7 protein-coding genes are annotated in these 18,505 nt (G+C 65.3%); 3 read left to right on the top strand and 4 right to left on the bottom strand.

The window, feature by feature from the left end; genetic code table 11:
- The first annotated feature begins 136 nt into the window (after window positions 1-136).
- Genes acs through G4L39_RS13015 form a run of 3 tightly spaced genes read left to right on the top strand, consistent with a single transcriptional unit; the run spans window position 137 to window position 5,317 of the window.
- Window positions 137-2,260, top strand: coding sequence for an acetate--CoA ligase alpha subunit (acs, locus tag G4L39_RS13025; protein WP_165108786.1), 2,124 nt, complete (start codon window positions 137-139; stop codon window positions 2,258-2,260).
- Window positions 2,241-4,124, top strand: coding sequence for a bifunctional acetyl-CoA hydrolase/transferase family protein/GNAT family N-acetyltransferase (locus tag G4L39_RS13020; RefSeq protein ID WP_165108784.1), 1,884 nt, complete (start codon window positions 2,241-2,243; stop codon window positions 4,122-4,124). The genes acs and G4L39_RS13020 overlap by 20 nt, the downstream gene beginning before the upstream one ends.
- A 56-nt stretch (window positions 4,125-4,180) precedes the next feature.
- Complete coding sequence (locus tag G4L39_RS13015) at window positions 4,181-5,317, top strand: arginase family protein (RefSeq protein ID WP_165108782.1); 1,137 nt, start codon at window positions 4,181-4,183, stop codon at window positions 5,315-5,317.
- Between the two features lie 36 nt (window positions 5,318-5,353).
- Here the strand turns inward: G4L39_RS13015 and G4L39_RS13010 are convergent, their stop codons facing one another.
- The 4 genes from G4L39_RS13010 to G4L39_RS12995 form a co-directional block, all read right to left on the bottom strand.
- Window positions 5,354-6,916 carry a 4Fe-4S dicluster domain-containing protein gene (locus tag G4L39_RS13010; RefSeq protein WP_165108779.1) on the bottom strand — a complete coding sequence of 521 codons (1,563 nt, stop codon included), beginning with the start codon at window positions 6,914-6,916 and terminating at the stop codon, window positions 5,354-5,356.
- 192 nt (window positions 6,917-7,108) lie between these two features.
- Window positions 7,109-8,053: a DUF362 domain-containing protein gene (locus G4L39_RS13005; protein ID WP_165108777.1), complete on the bottom strand. Its 945-nt coding sequence runs from the start codon at window positions 8,051-8,053 to the stop codon at window positions 7,109-7,111.
- A gap of 195 nt (window positions 8,054-8,248) precedes the next feature.
- The gene (locus G4L39_RS13000) at window positions 8,249-16,102 is read right to left on the bottom strand and encodes a lamin tail domain-containing protein (protein WP_165108775.1); all 7,854 of its coding nucleotides are present in this window, start codon (window positions 16,100-16,102) and stop codon (window positions 8,249-8,251) included.
- Between the two features lie 1,597 nt (window positions 16,103-17,699).
- Window positions 17,700-18,505 (bottom strand): RHS repeat-associated core domain-containing protein (locus G4L39_RS12995; protein ID WP_205881008.1); only part of this gene is annotated, 806 nt, incomplete at its 5' end.

Here is an 18,505-nt window from a genome sequence, read left to right as displayed (position 1 = left end):
GTTCGGGCAACTTTGGCCGGGTGTGGGACGGCCGCGCTTTTCCGTCGGCCCCCACACGTGCAAGGAAAGGATCCGGAGCCCGCCCGGGAAAGGTGCAGCCCGGCCCGGACCCCGGGGCTCCGCAACGCCGAATGTTATGCTGGAATCGCTGCTTTCTCCGAACACGGTGGCCGTGATCGGGGCATCCCGAAGCCCCGGCAAGGTGGGTCACGCCGTTGTGGCCAACCTGCTGGCCAGCGGTTTTCAAGGCACGATCGTGCCGGTCAATCCCCAAGCAACCGAGGTCCTCGGTGTGCCTTGTTATCCCAGCCTTGACGCCTACGGCAAACCGGTGGATCTGGCGGTGATTGTCGTGCCGCCCAGGGCCGTGATGGAGGCCCTGGAAAGCGCCATCCGCGTGGGGGTGAAGGCCGTGGTGGTCATCACCGCCGGGTTCAAGGAGGTCGGGCCGGAGGGCGCCGCCCTGGAAAAGGCTCTGGTGGAGCGTTGCAAGGCTGCCGGCGTGCGGTTGATGGGCCCGAACTGCCTTGGCGTGATGAACATCCATCACCGGATGAACGCCACCTTTGCCGCCGCCCTGCCCCCCGCGGGGCCCATCTCCGTCATCTCCCAGTCCGGAGCGCTTTGCGTGGCCATTCTCGACTGGGCCGTCAAGGAAAGGCTCGGTCTGAGCAAGGTGCTCAGCATCGGGAACAAGGCGGACCTGAATGAGGCCGATTTCCTGGAAGCGCTGGCCCAGGACAAGGAAACCCGGGTCGTCGTCAGTTACCTGGAAAACATCACCGACGGGAACCGGTTCCTCCAGGTGGCCGAAGCCGCCGCCTCGATCAAACCGGTCATCGTGCTGAAGGTGGGCATCACGCAGGCCGGCGCCCGGGCTGCTTCCTCCCATACCGGAAGCTTGGCCGGTGCCGACATGGCCTACGGTGCCGCGTTCAAGCGGGCCGGGGTCATCCGCGCCGAGCATTTCGAGGAACTCTTTGACTACGCACGGGCCTTCGCCGCACAGCCGCTGCCCCGGGGCAACCGGGTCGTCGTCATCACCAACGCCGGCGGACCCGGCATCATGGCCGCCGACGCGGCGGAAACCTGCGGACTCCGGATGGTGCCGCCGTCCGACCCCATCCGTCAGCGCTTGCGGGAGGTCCTGCCGGCCGCGGCGTCCGTGGGGAACCCCGTGGACGTGATCGGCGATGCGGATCCGGACCGCTACATGAAGGCCTTCGAGCTCATCCAGGAAGACGAGACCATCGACGCGATCATCGTGCTGGTCACACCCCAGAACATGACGCGTCCGACCGATCTGGCCCGGCGCCTGATCGAGACGCACCGCGGCGTCAAACCCGTGCTGGCCGCGTTCATGGGCGGCCAGGAGGTGGCCGCGGCACAGGAACTCCTGGTGAGCGCGGGCATCCCCAATTATCCCTCGCCGGAACGCGCCGTGGCGGCGCTCAAAGCCATGGTGGATTATTCCGCCTGGCGGAACCGGCCGCCGCGGGTGGTGGCACGGATCGCCGTCAACCGCCGACGCGTCAACCGGGTCCTGCAATGGCACGTCCGAAGCGGCACCGCCCAGGTCGGCGAAGTCGAAGCCAAGGAAATCCTGCGCGCCTACGATTTCAACGTGCTGCCCGGCCAGTTGGCCCGCACCGCCGACGAGGCCGTCGAAGTGGCCGAACGCATCGGGTACCCCGTGGTCCTGAAGATCTCCTCACCCGATATCATCCACAAATCCGACTTCGGCGGCGTCCGGATCAACCTGGCCACGGCCGAGCAGGTGCGCGATGCCTTCGACCTCATGATGGTGCGCATTCAACGCAGGGCCCCCAGGGCCCGGGTCCGGGGCGCTTACGTGGAAAAAATGGGCCCCCGCGGCCGCGAGGTCATCCTCGGCATGACGCGCGACCCCAATTTCGGTCCGCTGCTGATGTTCGGTCTGGGCGGCATCTTCGTCGAGGTGATGAAGGACGTCACCTTTTACCTGGCCCCCATTACCCAGGACGAGGCCATGCAAATGCTCAAAAGCACCCGGTCCTACGCACTGCTGCAGGGGGCGCGCGGCCAGGAACCGGTCGACCTCGACGCCATCGCCAGCGCCCTCCAGCGCATCAGCCAGCTGGCCACCGATTACCCGCAAATCCAGGAACTGGACATCAACCCCTTTGTCGTCGGCCCGGTCGGCATGCGCCCCTACGTCGCGGACGCACGCATGACCCTGTCCGGCATCGATTCTTCCCGCCATGAGCAAGTCGCCCATTAAATTCGACCCGAACTGGAAGGAAAAATACGCGGCCCAGATCCAAACGGCCGAGGAGGCCGTGAGACGGATCCGGCCCGGTCAACGCGTCTTCGTCGGCACCGGCTGCGCCGAGCCCCTGACCCTCGTGCGCGCGCTGACCGCGCGCGCCGCGCAGCTCCCCGACACCGAAATCGTGCACCTGCTCACCTTCGGTGAGGCCCCCTACGCCCACCGCGAGCTGGCCAGGTACTTCCGCGTCAACTCCTTCTTCATCGCCGAAAACGTCCGCAACATCATCCAGGAAGGCCTGGGCGATTACACCCCCATCCACCTGTCCGATATCCCGCGCCTGTTTCACTCGGGTCAGTTGCCCCTGGACGCCGCCCTCATCCAGGTCACGCCCCCCGACGAGAACGGCATGTGCAGCCTGGGCATCTCGGTGGACATCGTCAAAAGCGCCATCGAAAACGCCTCGCTCGTCATCGCCCAGGTCAACCCCAACATGCCCTGGACCCATGGCGATTCCCTGGTCGACATCCTCAAGCTGGACGTGCTCGTGCCGTGTGAGGACCCCCTGGTGGAAGTGCCGCCGGCCGAGGTAACGGACGTCACCCGCCAGATCGCCGAATACATCGCGGCCCTCATCGACGACGGATCCACCCTCGAGCTCGGCATTGGCCGCATCCCTCATGCCCTGCTGGCGTTCCTCGGACATAAACGGGACCTCGGCATCCACACCGAGATGATCACCGACGACATCATCCCCCTCATCGAGTCGGGCGTCATCACCGGCAAACGCAAAACCCTCGACCGCGGCAAGATCGTCACCAGCTTCTGCCTGGGCACACGCAAGCTCTACGATTACATCGACCGCAATCCCATCTTCTCCTTCCAACCCACCGAGTACGTCAATGACCCCCACATCATCAGCCAGCAACACAAGATGGTCGCGGTCAACGTGGCCCTCGAGGTCGACCTGACCGGCCAGGTGTGCGCCGACTCGCTGGGTTCAAAGTTCTTCAGCGGCGTGGGCGGTCAGGTGGACTTCAACCGCGGCGCAGCCAAGGCCCCGGGCGGCAAGGCCATCATCGCCCTGCCTTCCACCGCCAAGAACGGTACCGTCTCCCGCATCGTCACCCGGCTCAGCCCCGGCGCCGGCGTCGTCACCACCCGGGCCGGTGTCAATTACGTCGTCACCGAATACGGCGTGGCCTATCTCCACGGCAAAAGCGTCTCCGAACGCGCCCTGGCCCTCATCAGCATCGCCCACCCCAAGTTCCGCGCCCAGCTCCTGCGCGAGGCCATCGAGGCCAAGTACCTGTCCGCCGAAATGGCCGACAAGGAGGGCAAGATCATCATCGGCCCGAAAGAGCTGCGCACCACCATGCTCCTGAGCGACGGCACGCTCATCAATTTCCGGCCCATCCACCCCACGGATGTGCCCCGGATGCGCGAGCACTTCTACAGCCTCTCCCAGCAGTCCATCTACTTCCGCTTCATGCAGGCGGTCAAAGACGGCATCATCCCGCGCCGGCAGATTGAGGACTTCGTCTACATCGACCACCGCAACGACGTCTGCATCGTCGGCGTCCTGCCGGATCCCGCCGGCGACCAGATCATCGCCATCGGCAGCTACTACCTGAACCCGAAAACCAACCGGGCCGAGGTCGCCTTCACCGTCCATGACGATTGGCAGCGACGCGGTATCGGGACCTTCCTGCTCAAACATCTCATGCGCATCGCCCGCCGCAACGGCATCAGCGGCTTCACCGCCGAGGTCCTCGTCGAAAACAAGGCCATGCAGGCCGTCTTTAACAAGGCCGAGTGCAAGGTCAGCAGCCGGCTCGTGGGCAACGTCTACCACTACGAACTCGAATTCACCTGAGCCACGGCCCGGCCCGGCCCCGAGCCCCGGGCCCACAACCGCCGGCGTCCCGCTCCATGCCCCCGAACGTCCAGGCCTTGGTCTACGCACCCGAAACCGAACGACTCCACTACCCGCCGGACTGCCCCTTCAAAACCGAACGGGCCGAGGCCACCCGACGCCAGCTCCGCAGCGCCGGCCTGCTCGGTTCGGCCGACCTGTGCGAAGTGCCCTGTCGCCCGGCCACCCGGGCCGAGCTCGAACGGCTTCACACCCCGCGGTACCTCGACCTCCTCCAGGCCGCCGCTGCAGGTGAACTGACGGCCGAAGCCCTCCATGCAGGTTTGGGCGGGCCGGACACGCCCGTGTTCCGCGACCTCTGGGACTACGCCTGCTGGGCCTGCGGCGCCGCTCTCCAGGCCGCCGAGCTCCTCCTCCAGGGCCGCGCCCACATCGCCTTCAACCTCCACGGTGGATTCCACCATGCCCACGCCGATCGCGCCGGCGGCTTCTGCTACCTCAACGACGTCGCCCTCGCCTGTGAACACCTCGCCGCCGCAGGCCGCCGTGTCATGTACCTCGACCTCGACGCCCACCACGGCGACGGCGTTCAGGCCTTCTTCTACTCCCGCAACGATGTCCTGACCGTCTCCCTGCACGAGTCCGGCAAAACCCTCTATCCATGGGGCGGCTTCGAAAACGAACTCGGCGAGGGCCCCGGCTACGGCTACAACATCAATGTCCCGCTGCCGGCCGGCACCTACGACGAAGCCTTCCTCCGCGCCTACCGGACCATCGTCCCGCCCCTGATCGAGGCCTACCGACCTGACGTTCTCGTGGTCGAGCTCGGCATGGATATCCTGGCCGGCGACCCCCTCACCCACCTCCAAATGACCAACAACGCCGTCCTCGAAATTGCACGTCACCTCCGCCAAACCGGTTTGCCCCTGCTCATCAGCGGCGGTGGCGGCTACCAGTTCGAACCCACCGTGCGGGGGTGGGCCCTCGCCTGGCGCACACTTGCCGGACGCGATGACGAGGATGCCTGGAGCATGGGCCTGGGCGGTACCCTCATGAGCACCCTGGACTGGTCCGGCGGCTGGCGCGACCCGGAGCGACCCGTCCCCGCCGAGGCGCGGGCCCGCGTCGAGCCCGAACTGGAACGCACGCTGACCACCCTCCTCCAAACCGTCCCCCTGCTGAGAAAGGCCTGAAGGTGCGGAGCCGGCCCGGTTTCCTGCCGGCCGCGCTCAAAACGGAAAGTCATCCGTACCCGGCAGGCTCGGCGGCGGCGTGTCCCTCCACTTCTCGGCCCGCCCATGCTCCACCCACCCGCGCACCACAATGGCCCGAACCGGCCGAACCGGACACGCATACTCACAAGCCCCGCATCCGATGCAAAGCTCCGGATGCAACTCCGGCACCCGCAGATGATCCCGATACGGTTTCGTGGTCACTGCCTGCGTGGGACAATGCTCCGAACAGGCCGCGCAATCCGTCCCCTGCTTCACCACCACGCACCGTTCCAGCGTTAACTCGGCCTCTCCAATCTTGGTCCGCTGTTTCTCGGCCAGCGGCAACGAACGGATCGCCCCGGTGGGACAAACCTCGCCGCAACGGTGACAGTCGTAGTTGCAAAAGGCGTGCGTATAATCCATGTGCGGACGCATGAGCCCGGCCCAGCCGTATTCAAAACCCGCCGGCTGCAACACCCGCGTGGGACAGGCCGCAACACACAAACCACATGCCGTACAGTGCCGCAGAAAGTGCCGCTGGCTCACAGACCCCGGCGGAGTGACCGGTACGCCGCCCCGCGGAGCCGAACCGCCGCCCGCCGGGGTCGATTCATGGCCCGTCTCCCCTTCAGCACGCACACGGGCACCCCACAACAGCGGCCCGGATGCAATCAGCCCCCATACCCACGCCAGAAAACGACGCCGATCCGGCGCAGCCACCCCGCCCGCGGAACCGGCCTCCCGACCGGGCGCCCCGCGGTTCCCGCGCACCCACCGCATGCCCTGTTCAGGACAGGTGGCCATGCAGTTGAAACAAAGAACGCACCGCGAGAAATCCACCGTCTGATGCCGCAGGTCAATGCACTGGGCCTTGCAGGCCTCCAGACACCGCGCACATTTGCGGCATTGCGCCGGTTGCAACTGCAGTTGCCACCGCGCCCGCCGTGCCAGCCAGCCCAGCAGCGTCCCCACCGGACACACCGTGTTGCAGTACAATCGGCCCCGCCACGCCGCCAGGCCCGTCACCAGAAACAACAAACCTGCCGCCAGCCCACTCCCCCATCCCCAATGCCACGGAACCGCCACGCGATACAACCCCTCCACCCCCAACGCGCCCAGCAGATCCACCGCCGCATTGGTCAACCACGCAAACAGGGGGCGAAACCACAGGGCTGCGATCCGGCCGAATCCACTGTAAGGATCCAGCCACGCCAGCATCACCCCGCCCGACACCACCGCACCTCCCACGCAAAACCAAAACACCGCCGACCGTACCCTCGCGGCCTCGGGCGAGAACGGAACGCGCCGGCTCCCCAGCAATTTTCGGCGTACCCACCAGACGGCGTCCTGGTAAAGCCCCAACGGACAAAACGCCGCACAGTACGCCCGACCGCAAAGCAACGTCACCGCAAGAATCACCAGCGCGGCCACGGCCACGCCTGCCCCGGCCGTCCAGCCCAGCAAAGAGGGGACAAACTGCGTCCGCGGCAACAACCACCCCAGCCATGCCGGCGCCAGTTCCCGCACATCGGTGAACACCCAGACAAACGCACCCAGAACCACCACCCCCACTGCCACCCGGACCCGGCGCAACCATCCGGCCCGGCCAATCCGGGCACAAACCTCGGGCGCTCCACAGACCGCAGCCCTGCCCTCGGGTCGGAAGTCTTCGGAAGAGACAGGTGCCCGACGCGAAGATGGCCCGGGTTGAGAGGAGCGAACTTCCGCCATGAACACCTCGCCGGAGAGGCCGGGTTGACTCCCCGAGCCTCAGCCCAGGCGAATCCGACGGACCTCCACCTGATCCAGATCCGCCGTACCCAGCCCGAGTTTCGCCGCCAGCGGGATATGGGCCACCTGATCCGGTTCCAGATTCAGCATGCGGGCCCCGGCCGCATCCACCGCCACCGGGTCGGTCGAGACCAACAACGTCCGCATCACCACGCAGTCATCCGCGCTGCGGCCCCGCGGACCGTTTCGAACCATCGGCTGGTACGCGTCCAGGATGTTCAGCTCCGGTTTCCGCAACGTCACAAAATCCGCAATGCACTGGTGCAGGTCCAACTGATGGTAGACCCGGCGGTCCCAGACCACCCCCATCAGGTTCTTCAAACAGGCCGTGATCCGCGCCCCGCCGTGCGTCTTCAGCACCGGCACATTGATCACCACGTCGGCGTCCAGGTAGAGGCGATGCACGCGCGCCTCCCGCAACTTCACCCCGCGCGGCACACTCGCCTGACGATAAAGCGACTCGTCCTTGCCGTTCACCATCGTGGCGCCGGCCTTGCGCGCGGCCGCCTCAATCCCGCTGGTTTCGTAGGCACGACGCCACTCGTCCACCGGATTGTCGAAAATCTGTACACTCCTGGCGCCCGCCTCCAAACAAAGCTCCACGATCCGTTGCACCAGCTCGGGATGCGTGTTGGCCCCACGCTCGGGCGGTACGTCCCACCCGATGTTCGGCTTCACCAGCACGGTCTGCCCGGGCTTGACGAACGCCTTCATCCCGCCCAACTCCGCCAGGGCACGATCCAGCATGGCCGCTCGCTCGCCATCCCGCACCGCCACCAAAACGGATCGCGTCGCCTGTGCCCCCGCCTGCGCTGTGGCACCACCCGACGCAGGTTCAGCCGCAAACAACCGTTCCAGCCCGCCCAGGGACAGGGCGGCACCGGCCGCCAACGAGGTTTTCAGGAACTCACGCCGCGTTTTCATGGGACCCTCACTGGTTCTGGGAACGCACCCCTTGCGCCCCGTCACGCCACACTAGAAGGCCGCTGTCCATTCGCAAGAGCCGCTGCCCCAAAACGCCATTCTGGAGAAAAGAAAGCCAAGAAATGTAAACTCCCGCCGCCCCAACCCGTCCCGAGTGCGCCCATTCAAGCGGCCCGCAACGCGGCCGCCCGACTATTACTCAATGAGTCGGGCCCGGTAGTATCGCACCGGGTGTTGACCCGCCTCCGCGTCGAGGAACGTCACGGCGTCGGATTCCACCCGCCACCGACCAATTTCAATCCACTGCCGCAGGTCCACCGACGCTTCCACGACGTACAACCGGCCCGGCTCACCCATCAGCAGGCCCTCGAACTCCCCTTCCTCGGTCCAGCCCACGGGCGACAAACGCGGTGGCTGCACCACAATCAGCATGGCCGGCGCACTCCACACGCTGCCGGCCGGGTTCGTGACCCGGACGGTATAGGTACCCGCATGATCGGTCCTCACCGGATCCAGCACCAAAACCGGCTGGGTTGCGCCGGGGATCGACGTGTCGTTGAAATGCCATTGATAACTCAACGGCGGATCCCCGGTGGCGGCTGCGCGGAATTCGAACCGGCTGCCCGGCACGGCAAACCCGCCCTGCGGCTGAAGCGTCAGCTGCGGCGGCGCCTGCACTGTCACCCGCGCCACCGCGCTGGTGCTCCCGGCCTCGTTCGTCACCAGGACGCGATACAGACCGGCATCGGCAAGGGTGGCCGACGCCACACGCAGAATGGACGCAGTTTGTCCCGGCAGATCGATGCCGTTGCGCTGCCATTGGTACGACAGCGGTGCCGTGCCCGCGGCCTGAACCTGCAGCAGAATCTCCTCCCCCAGCCGGACGACGAGGTCCGGCGGCGCTGCCACAATCTGCGGCGGCACAAGCACCGTGAGGGTGGCCGGCGAACTCAGGACCGTGCCGTAGGCGTTTGAAACCCGGACGCGATACGATCCGGCCCGCTCCTCGCTGTCCACCACGAAGGTCAGCACCGGGGCGGTCGCGCCTGGAATGGGTGTGCCCCCGTGGTACCACTGGAACTCATAGGGGGCTGCGCCCTCAACCTCCACCTGGAACGTCGCGGTTTCGCCCGGTCGAACCGTCAGGGACCGGGGCGCCTGCACAATCACAGGAGGCGCCTGGGGCACCGGCGCGTTGGTCCGGCCGGCCGTGGGTGCCCCGGCCTTCCAATGCACGGGGTCGTTGCCGTAAAGGTCCGGTCGAATCCGTTGCAGCGAAGCCCCTCCGCCCGCGGCTTCAACCGGCCAGGGCGCCGCCCGACCGTAGGCCACGCGATCCACCGGGTAATACGGCACGTAACCCGCATCGGGATGAGGCGGCGCCTGGGGCGTGTCGGGCCGCAGCAGTTCCACCGTCTCGCCGGCGTTGTCCAGGCGGCCGTCCCAGGGGCCCGCGATCGGCGTGGTGGTCACGCCGTACCGGGCCCGGAAAAGTTCCAGCGCGGCCGCGTTGGTTTGCGGGTCGAACGCCACCACCAGCAGGTACCCGCCGGGTGGCAACACCAGGCCCGGCGGGAATTCGAACCGGACCGCATTGGCCAGCCGCCAGCGGTTGGTGGGATGTACCGGGTCATACAGGGGCACGTTCGTCGGTGCCAGGTTGTACAGTTCGATGAACTCCAACAGGCCGCTGTCCGGCGCGTCCAGGTCCTCGGGCGGTTGATAGTGAATTTCGTTGATCACCACCGGTCCGATACACGGGGCCGCATTGGGCGCGCCGCGACCCGTCCGGAAATGGACCAGGTTCGTGGGTTGGGAAACGCCAAAGGTCGGCTGGCTCAACAGGGTGAAGTCGTACCCGACACTGGTCGGATGGATGCCCCACGGGATGCCGTTGGGGGCCGGACCAAACACCGCACTGGCGCGTGCACCGGTCAGGGTTCCATCCGGCAGGGCCTCGAACAGATGCACCTCGTCGCCATGCGCCGAGTTGAAACTGAACCGCGGCGGCGCGTCTGCTTCCCCGTCCGGCGAACCAAATTGGAACTGGTAAAACACCACATACCCCCGCGCGGGAATGACCGTGCCCTCGGGGACGCGGTACCGCTTCGGGTCGGCGGCACTGTCGCTCAGGTACCAGCCACTGATGTCGAGCGGGTTGTCGGTGAGATTCAGGATTTCCACCGCATCCTCGAAGGGTGGATCGGTATGCGACAGCACCTCGCTGATGAGGACGTTGGTCAGCGGAAGGTAATTGGGCTCGCCCGCAGACGGACCGGGGAAAGCCACCACATTGGACCCACCATCGGGCAGCCGGCCCTGGGACACGCCCGCAGACTGCAGGCCGAACCCCACCGCATCAATGAGCTGTCCATCGGCCGTGTAGAGGAGCAGGCTGTCGCCCCGCTGGTTCAGGGCGAAGTTGACATGATGCGCCCCCGCACTGCGGTCGTTGTCCGCAATGAACCGTGCCCAGCCATGCCCGGCTATGAAACTCAGCGGCGGAATCGAGAAACGGGCCCGCCCCGGAATCGAGGGGTTATCCGTCAACCGAAGGCCGTCGAGTCGAACCGGCCGCGGATCGGTGTTGTAGAGTTCAAACCAGTCCGGTCCGTCGGGGTTGGCGGCCAGCCATTCATTGATGCGCAGCGCTGTGACCGGCCCGAGCTCGGCCGGGGCCGCGTTGGGGCCTCCGGGCGTCGCGGCTGCCAGCAGTTGCCAACCCTCGGCGGTGCGGCCCAGCGGCAGGTCCCGAACCTGCAAGCCGTACGCCACACGATCCACCACCTGGCCCGCCGCGTTGAACAACAGCACCTCGTCAGAGTCACCGTCCAGATCAAACCCGGCATTGAGGGCCGAACCGGCCACGAAACCGGCCGGCCGGGCCCCGTCGCACCATACCACCAGATAACCGCCGCCAGGGATGCTCACACCGGGCGGGAATGCCCAACGGTTGCGTCCCGTCCCCGAACCGCGCCCCAGCGCCAGCCCCGCCAGCGAAACCGCGTTCGAGCCCGGGTTGTGCAGTTCGATGAAATCCGCGTATTCACCCCAGGGAGCCAGCGCCGCCCGATTGTTCCGGGCCAATACTTCGTTCAACCATGGGCCGCTCCATGAGGCCCGGTAGTTCGAAGCACCGGGGCTGGGAGTGCCCGGAAAGGTAACCACCGTCTCCGCGCCGTCCGGATAACGCCCTTCCGACACGCCCTCCGGCTGCGCCGTATAACTCACCTGATCCAGTACCTCACCGGCGGGATCGTAAAGCGTCAGTGTCCCTCCGGAAGCCGGCAGGCTGAGTCCCAGCGAATCGGGCCCCGGATCCGAATCCGCCCGCAACAGCACGAACCCGCCCGGAGGCACAAACGACAGCCACCGGAGCTCCACCACGGCATTGGACGTGGCCACATACAACCCGCGCAGACTGACCGGCGCGTTGGGATCCCGATTGTACAGCTCCACCCAATCGGTCCCGCCGGGAGGCGCATTGGCCAGCCACTCGTTCCAGACCAGGTTTGTCGCCGGGGCGAGGGCCACCGGCTCATTGCTTGACCCCGGCGTCGGCCGGCACAGCCGCCATTCATCCCCCACACGCCCCAGGGTGAAATCCGTCAACTGAACCCCGAAGCTCAGCGCGTCCACGCGGTTCGTGGCCGGATCATACAGGAACACCGAGTCGCCGCGCCGGCTCAGGGCAAATCCCGTGTGCAACCCCGCCGTGTTGGTGCGGCTGTCACACCACACCACCAGAAAACCGCCGGGCGGCAGCATGACGCCGGACGGAAACACAAACTTGCGCGGATTGCTGTCGTCGGTGAGGCTCCAGCCCCCGAGATCCACCGGTTCATCGCCACGGTTGTGGAGTTCGACCCAATCGGGAAACGCACCCTCGTGGACCACCGAACCTGCATTGTCGGCCATCACCTCGCTGATCCGCACCGGTCCCGGCGACGGAGCCGCCACGGGGGCCAGACCGGGCGTGCCCCAGGGTCGCGCACTGGCCCGCCACGACGCCGGTGCACTGGGATCGCCCTCGGGATCCACCAACTCCAGCGTGGCGCCCCCGCCGTCGGCCGCCGCCGGCCAACCGTTCTCATCGTCATAAGCAACCGTCAGAACCGGCCGACCCTGCCGATCCAGCAGGCGCAAACGCTCCCCACCGTTCGAGAGGTTGCCGCCGAAATACCCGAACACCGGCACCCCCGGGTACCGCTCTGCGAACGCGGCCGGGTTGGCATTGTTGGCCAGCACAATCACCCCGCCGGGCGCCAGCACGGTCCCGATCGGAAACACAAAGGAAATCCCCTCGAAGCTGAATCCACCGAGGTCCAGGGGGCGGGTCCCACGGTTCTGAAGCTCCAGAAACTCGTAAGCCTCGCCTCCGGGCGGGTTGTAATTGATCTCCGTGATGGCAATCGGAAGCGTCAGTTCCGCCACCCGGAAGGTTGCCTCGTTCAGGGCGCTCCAGGTGGTGCCGGACAGGACGCGCGCCTTGATCGTCAGCGTGTCCTGCAGAACGATCGGTTGCGTGTAGATCTGCGCATCCGCGGATACCGTGCCCGCGTAATACACGCGCGGATCGGTCCCGTTGGTCGTGAAGTAAACGGTGCCGGAAGCCCCCGGATTGCGCAGCACCAGCAACGTGCCGCGCGCCACACGACCCCCGCCGGTAACAGGACCCGTCACACTCCCCAGCCGGAACTCGGGCGGATCCACACCCGGATACAACCCGGCCGCCCGCAACTGGTTCAGTACGATCCCCGGCCGGTTGACAAAATACGAACCCACCATCCGCTGGTTTTCCGGCTGCCAATGGGTCTCCCGGGTGTACAGCACAAACGTCCCGTCCTGCCAGGGATGCACATCCCGGCGATAATCCCCCCAGCGACACGACTCGGCCACAATCGGCCGATACAACAGGTTCGACCAGTACAACCACCGCGCAATGTTGGCCTCCCGGGTCAGCGCCCCGCCCGGCGCCAGCAGGTGCTTGTACACACGGTCGGCGAAATCCAGACGATACTGGGCGTTTTCCACCAGCTTGGTGTGCAGACCGGCCGGAACGTCCGTGTTGGATACCCGGTTGACGTCCTCATTCAACAAAATGCACTCGCCATCCCACGGGAAAAACTTGAACGTGCCGCCCGGCCGCCGCGGGCGCACCGCATGCCAGTTCTTGTTGTAACCCCAGTCCTGGTGCCCCACAAAGAAATGCAGCAGCACGTAATCAATGTACTGCGGCACGTCGAGGTACTGTTTCATCTGCTCGTAACGGGCATTGTCGGCCAGCCCCGTCAGGCCGACCATCGCGTTGTACACATCGGCCGTGCCGGCCCGCAAAACCCCCTGGTCGTAGGCGTCGTACTCGTCATCGTCCCCGCCATAGTACGCGGCACCGAAATGTTTCGTGGGCTGCTCGCTGATGTCATACACGCCCCAGTAAAGCCCGTTGAGGAACAGGTGCACGTAGCGGTTGTGACTGGCGACCTGCCCCATGTCACGAAACGCCTGCTTGATCCATGCATCACGGAATCGACTGGCCCGACTCCGCTGATACGCTCCGGCGCCGTTGTTGGGGCTGTCCGACCAGTGCCGCCAACTGGTGTTGAAATCCGGCCGCAACACCAGATCGTCAAACCGTTTCACCGGCGACTCGGGAAAGACCGGATACTCCAACGCGGCCGGACCGAAATCGCCGCGAAAGTTCAGTTTGAATCCGTGCTTGGGATTCTTGGACGGTTCCCGGCTCGCATTCCCATGCGCCTCAATCCCCGCAGTGGTCGCAAATGCCGTCCGCCCGTCCGGCAACACCATCTCCACCGACACCGGTTTGTTGGGGAAGGTCTTCCGCACCACGTTCGTTGACCAGTACAGACCCGTCGGTTCAAACAAATCGGCCGGGTTCATCACCAGCGACAACACCGGCAGCTCCAGCAACCCCTCCTTCAGATCCTGCAGCTTGGCAGGATCCACCGGCGAGGCCGGATTGTTCGGGTCCACCCGCAACGGGTCCCAGTCCATCTCGTAATCGGCCGGCACGATGTTGTTCGGAAAATTGGCATAGGTCCCCCAGGTCGAAGGGAATCCCGGCGGGTTGTTGGGCTGCCGAATGACGCTTTCCAGGAACAGGTAGGTGTGGGTGACGGTGCGCGAGGGCAAATAACCCGGCGCAAAAGCCGCCACGCGCAACACCGTGGTGTTGGTGATCCAGAGCGGCCCGGTGTACACGCTGCCGGTGGTTGCCGTGGGTTCCCGCCCGTCCGTGGTGTAGCGCAGCACCGCATCCGGCAACGGACAGCTCAAATGCAGCCAGAAGGGGTGGTCAAACCACCCGCGCGCCACGCTCGCGTGCGGTTCGGGCGTGATCCCCGCCAGCGCCGCACCCGTGTTGGCCGCACCGGGCGTCGGCGTGGCAAAATACCGCCACTGTCCATCCGCAGCCAACCCGTACGCAATGTCGGTCCGCTGCTCCGGATACGCCGGCGCAAACACCGTGGCCGGTTGAAACGGATAGTCGGGCCGATACAACGCCAGATACTCGCCGTAATCGTTGAGCTGAAAATTCAAATGAAGCCGCCTGCCCGGCGCGGGATCGCGCCGGTCCTTCCCCGACGCAAACACCACCAGATACTGGCCCGGCCCCAACTGCACCGACGGGAACACCCACTTGGTTGGATCGTCCGGATCATCCGTCAGCGACCAGCCCAGCAGGTTCACCGTGTTGCTGCCCCGGTTGTACAACTCAATCCAGTCCTGTAACTCGCCATCCTCGTCCCGCAAACCCGTCCGATTCGCCGCCACGAATTCATTCAGAATTACGTCGCCCGCAAAACCCGGGCCGCTCACCTGAACCGTCCAGCTCCCACCTGCAAACGGGTTCGGCGGCTGCGCCAGATCGGCAATCCCGTGACCCGGCGACCAGGCCACTTCCACCGTCCCCGGTCCGGCCGGCTCAAACGTAAACACATACGGTCCGGCGCCCGACCCCACCACCGCAGCAGCCGGCCGACCCTGCACCTGCAGGTCCGAAGCGTCCACGCCCGAGACCGGTTCACTGAACCACACCTCCAGAGCACCGAATTGCCCCACCGTCGCGCCCGGAGCCGGCACCATTCTCTGAATCACCGGCGGAACCGTGTCCGCCACAACATACGTCCAGTGCGCCGACGCAGCCGTCGCATCAAATGGCTGACCCGCCAGATCCGTGATGCCGTGGGCCTCGTCCCAGGAAATCGCCACCAGACCCGGAGCAGGCGGGGCAAATTCAAACACATACACGTTCGTCCCCGGCACCCCCCAAACCCGCGCAGCCGGTTGATCCTGAACCCAAAGGTCCGGCCCATCCACACCCTGAACCGGTTTGTTGAAGGTCACAACGACCCGGCTGAGATTGGACACCGTGGCGCCCGCGGGCGGCTGCACATTCACCACCGCCGGAGGTGTGGAAGGCACGCGGAGCCGCAGCACCAATCGCGCATCCCACCGCAGATCCGAACTCGTGCGGGAAGAGTTGAAAACCTGCACCGCCAGCACGTTGCTCCCTGTCACCAGATAGGACGACGGCGTGAGTGCAATCGGGAACGACTCAAATTGGCCGGCTTCATGCGACGCCGACGCAACCCCCGTCACCAGCGGTTCCCCGACCACGTTGGACCGTGCCACCTCCACCCCGTTGATCCATGCCACAAAGCCGTCATCGAAATTGGCCTGCAACTCCACCTGCGCCACCTCCTCCGGCGCGTTCGTAAAAACAAACGAGGTGCGCAGAAAAATGCAGGTATAGTTGCTGCGCATGTCGCTGAGGAGTGTCCCCTGGGTCAAACCCTCCCCATAGTGGAACGGCGCAGGCCCCAGCAGCCAGGTCGAGTCGTTATACGACCGCTGACGCCATGCCGACGTCGGATTGGACGCCTCGTTGGTGCCTTTGCGCCACCGCCACCACGCCCCCTCGGGCACCAGCGTCAACGTGGTCTGCGCCCATGCAACATGCGCCCACGCCAGTAGAAGCACCAACCCGGAACAACAGCGCAGCTTCCAGATCAGCGAAAACACCCACCTCACCCCTGGCCCACCTGAGTCGTCGTACCTGGCCGGCTCGGGTCGCCGTTCCTCAAGCTTCCTCTTGACAAGACCCACGGCACCCTAATGTAAAAGCCGCCACGGCCGATCGCCAACGGATTCTCGCGCTACCCGCACGCCCGGTCACCTCCCGACCCGGGCCACCCCGCCCGCAAGCGGCACACTCCTCCACGCCCGCCAAATGCACATCGCAAGCACGCGGTCCCTCCCAAGATTGGCCAACCGCCCAGGACTCCCTCAGTTTGCCCATGGCCCGGGAGGGGCACAGTCCCCTGTGCCCAATACTCTTGCGGACGGCGGGGACGCCGTCCCTCCCATGCGACCTTCTGGGAGGGGCGCAGTCCTCTGCGCCCGCTATTTTCCCGGACCGCGAGGACACGGTCCCTCCCGACCTGGCGAATGGGCTGGGCTGCCTCCGATTTGGGGATTCCCCAGGAGGGGCACAGTCCTCTGTGCCCAATATTTCTGCGGACGGCGGGGCGCCGTCCCTCCCAAGCTGCTAAATGCCGCAGGGTGCCTTGGCTTTAGCGATCGCGCGGGAGGGGCACAGTCCCCTGTGCCCGCTATTTTCCCGGACCGCGAGGACACGGTCCCTCCCGACCTGGCGGAGTTCGGAAGGGCACCCGGCCGATTGAGTTGCGCTGCAGGTTCGGCGCGGGCCCCGGTGTCTGCCTTTTCTTGCGGACCGCGGCGGCACGGTCCCCCCAACAAACCCTGTGGGAGGGGCACAGTCCCCTGTGCCCGCATCTTCCTGCGGACCGGCCGGATACCGTCCGTCCCTTACCTGCGCCGTCACACCCACGCGGGACGGTCGCCGTCCTCGCCCACCCCATGGCGTCCAGATCGCTGCTCAACTGGCATCGTCGCCCAGCGCTTCCCTACACGCCGCACGACTCCATGCATCACGAGCCCGATGCACCGCCCCGTGCGCACTCTGTGCCTCTGGAGCTCGTCAATGCCACAGCCACCCAAAACACGCCGGCCAAAGCATCCGCTGGGCTGGACACTAGCGTTAAGGCTCAGGACGTCGACGACATGCAGTTGCGCTCGAGGCTGGCCCTACGGACTCACCGGATCGTTCCTTGCAGTGCCATTAACATCTCCCGGCGGACTTCGACTCCGCTGCGCAGCTCAATCCACGGGCAAGCCCCTTAGGACTAACCACACAAACCCACTCACCACAAGCGCTATGCACTCGCCCAACAATCCGACCACCATGAACCCGAGCTTCACATACCACTTCCCCGGATAGAACAAGCAAGCCACAAAAGGAAGAACGGTCAGTCCAAGGAGATAAGGGCCGCTATAGTCACCCACGATCGGCTCAGGATGCCCGACATTACGCCAAACAAAAACCACCAACAGGATCGCAGACGCCCCGCTTGCGGCACCCAACCCCCATTCCCACCGGTTCAGCGCCCACCCCAACCACACGCTGCCAAATAACACCAGGTGTACGACAAGTTCCAGCCACCCCCCCAACCTTCCACCCCCAAAGTATACGGCGTCTGCTAATGGAAGCCCAATAACCGTCATGCTGTAGGCAACCCCTAACACCGCCTTCGCCACCCTACGGCCCACATCCGGTTGCATAACAGCCCGTAAACTCAAATGGCGTCCAACCGCAATTCAGTGCATTCTGAGCGGCCGACACCAGGATCACAGGGACTTCACCCGAACCCCGGTGCGTTTCTAACCACTTGGGATCGAAATCGTAGGTGTCCTTCAAACACACTCTAAAGAAGAACTTGTTGCACTCGCACTCGGTGTAAATCGTCAGCTCAACGTTGCCCAAAGCACACTCCCATGGGGCGCCCACAGCCACTACCTCTTTCCTTTGACTCATCCACCAACGAGACTTCCACCAGTCCGAATTGGGATACCCCAAAAAGCCGTACTCGCATCGGCGCCGCTCTGCTTCGATCATATCCAGCACGGTCATCCCGTTCCCGGCCCTGGCTGCGCTCAACACCGATCGCATCTCCGAGCACGATAACTCCCACGTCCCTCCAGTGCCCGACACATACCTGTCCCACGCTGCCTTCTCCTGAGGCGTGCTCAAGAAGCTCCTAATAAGGTGTGCGGCTACATCGCAGGGACTTGGCAGCGGGGGCGGATCGCATTTGGGAGGCCACCATGGCACATCCATCGGCGGTACGAGACCCAAAATATCATATTGGAACACCGGCGCATTAAGGACAAATGCATAGGGTTGCGCACCCAACAGACTCGCAGGCCCGGACCTTAACGAGAAGCTGCCAGGCTGTTCCCCTAATGGATCCCTGCTCAACCACCTTCCCAGGGTGGGACTGTAGGCGCGGTATTCGTACAGCACCAGGCCCGTGCCGTCCTCCGTCCGCTTCGTGCTGAACCGGA

Source organism: Limisphaera ngatamarikiensis (assembly GCF_011044775.1).
Lineage (GTDB): Bacteria > Verrucomicrobiota > Verrucomicrobiia > Limisphaerales > Limisphaeraceae > Limisphaera > Limisphaera ngatamarikiensis.
Note: the sequence above shows the minus strand (reverse complement) of the source record. Positions and strands in the feature narration are given on the sequence as shown.

Excerpts from the sequence above, each read along its gene's own strand:
- acs (WP_165108786.1), top strand. The coding sequence starts at position 137 with ATGCTGGAATCGCTGCTTTCTCCGAACACGGTGGCCGTGATCGGGGCA.
- G4L39_RS13020 (WP_165108784.1), top strand. The coding sequence starts at position 2,241 with ATGAGCAAGTCGCCCATTAAATTCGACCCGAACTGGAAGGAAAAATAC.
- G4L39_RS13015 (WP_165108782.1), top strand. The coding sequence starts at position 4,181 with ATGCCCCCGAACGTCCAGGCCTTGGTCTACGCACCCGAAACCGAACGA.
- G4L39_RS13005 (WP_165108777.1), bottom strand. The coding sequence starts at position 8,053 with ATGAAAACGCGGCGTGAGTTCCTGAAAACCTCGTTGGCGGCCGGTGCC.